1 protein-coding gene and 1 tRNA gene are annotated in these 1,771 nt (G+C 58.5%); one reads left to right on the top strand and one right to left on the bottom strand.

Features of this window, described 5'->3' with window-relative positions; translation table 11 throughout:
* Window positions 1–44: 44 nt before the first annotated feature.
* Window positions 45–956 carry a type I restriction enzyme endonuclease domain-containing protein gene (locus OC184_RS20040; protein ID WP_265508937.1) on the top strand — a complete coding sequence of 304 codons (912 nt, stop codon included), beginning with the start codon at window positions 45–47 and terminating at the stop codon, window positions 954–956.
* A gap of 278 nt (window positions 957–1,234) precedes the next feature.
* On the opposite strand, the gene OC184_RS20035 is transcribed toward OC184_RS20040, so the two are convergent.
* Window positions 1,235–1,324: transfer RNA gene (locus OC184_RS20035), tRNA-Ser, on the bottom strand.
* Window positions 1,325–1,771 lie beyond the last annotated feature (447 nt).

Here is a 1,771-nt window from a genome sequence, read left to right as displayed (position 1 = left end):
GGGTTTGACGCTGCGCAACCCGCAAAACTCCGCGCCAGACCCCGTTGCCCGACCCGCAAAAACAGGCAAAACCCAAAGCCGAAGTCTCGCTCACGCTGGATCAAAGTTGGGGGCAACGTCATTCTAAGCGGCGCTTCGAGATTCTCGCACGGCAGGTGTTCACTCGCTTCAAGGCGCTGCTGATGGAACCCAGCGCTTGGGCATACGCCGAACGACACGACAACATCGAAGCAATCTACAAGAAGCTGACCGAGCGGCGCGACACGGCTGACGTGACAGAGCTGTTGAAGGAGTTGCACCGGATCGTCAACGAGGCCATCCGGACGCAGGCGCCAGGAGACGACCAAGCCGAGGGACTGACCTTCGACCTCAGTCAGATCGATCTTGAGAAGCTGCGTGATGAATTCGCAAAGAAGGTCAGACGCAAAGCGACCGCACTTCAGGACATTCGAGACATCGTCGAACAGAAACTCGCCGAGATGCTGGCGCGCAATCCCGCAAGAATGGACTATCAGGTGAAGTACGAGGCAATCATCGCCGACTACAATCGGGAGAAAGACCGAACCACCATCGAAGAGACCTTCCGCCGACTGGTCGAGCTCGTGAACAGTCTGAACCAGGAACAGAAGCGCGCAACGAGGGAAGGGCTTGGCGAAGATGAGCTCGCGCTCTTCGACCTGTTGCTCAAAGATAACCTGGACAAGACGTCTCGTGAGCGGGTGAAGCAGGCGAGCCGCGACCTCCTGGCCTCCATAAAGACGCGCCTGGCCGAGCTCGATCGCTTCTGGGAGAAGGAACAGACCAAGGCAGACGTCGAGGTCTTCATCTTGGACGAACTCTTCGCAAGTCTACCGTCACCCCCGTTCACGCCCGATGAAAAGAAAGCACTTGCTGCAAGCGTCTACGCCCACGTGTGGCAACAGGCCGTGAATGGTGGCTTCGCGCAGGCGGCATAGGGCCGTTCGCTGATCGTTCGATCCGGGTTCCAGCAGCTTGGCAAACGGAACTGCAAACCGCGCCCAAGGCGCATCCAGTTTAAATCTCCTAACTTCAATAGCATGGGCTCTGAACCGGACTGTACGCGGTTAACAGGTCCGGAGAATATGGGCCCGGAGAGAACGCTATCGTCCCTCCTGGCGCCGGGGCAGGTTAACAGCCCCGCCCGCATAACCCTCGAAAACAACGAAAAAATCCGGCCGCAGCCGGATAGGGAGAACGCTTTCGCGGGTGCAAGTGGCGGAGACGAAGGGATTCGAACCCTCGAGACCCTTTCGGGTCTGCACCCTTAGCAGGGGTGTGCCTTCGACCACTCGGCCACGTCTCCGCGGACGGGTATAGCCGCGCAAGCGACAGAGTTGCAAGGCAAAATATACGCTGTCGGCTTAAACTGTCAAAAGGTGCAGAACCCCCTCAACTGGCACGGAAAGGCACCGAACGGCACCGAATTTTGGCAAGATTTGGTCAACCGAAATCGGCTGCCTCAAACACGGTTGGCGCGTGCTCCTTGTCCTTCGGCCGATCATCCCGAGGCCAGTTCCACCGCCACGGCCATTTCCTCCTCTGGTCGGCTGCCACTGTGCCGCGCTGATCAACCAGGTCTCGGTGATGATCGCTGTCGCAACATGTTTCCGCGCGTTGAGCGACGAACTAGACCTGCACCTGTTCCGTTCCGGTCTTCTGAGAGCGATGCTCTCTTCAAAGGAGACAGGATATGGCAGCGACACACAGCGAGGAGTTCAAGCGTGATGCGGTTCGCATCGCGCTCACCAGC

It is taken from the genome of Paracoccus rhizosphaerae (assembly GCF_026162645.1).
Lineage (GTDB): Bacteria > Pseudomonadota > Alphaproteobacteria > Rhodobacterales > Rhodobacteraceae > Paracoccus > Paracoccus rhizosphaerae.
Note: the sequence above shows the minus strand (reverse complement) of the source record. Positions and strands in the feature narration are given on the sequence as shown.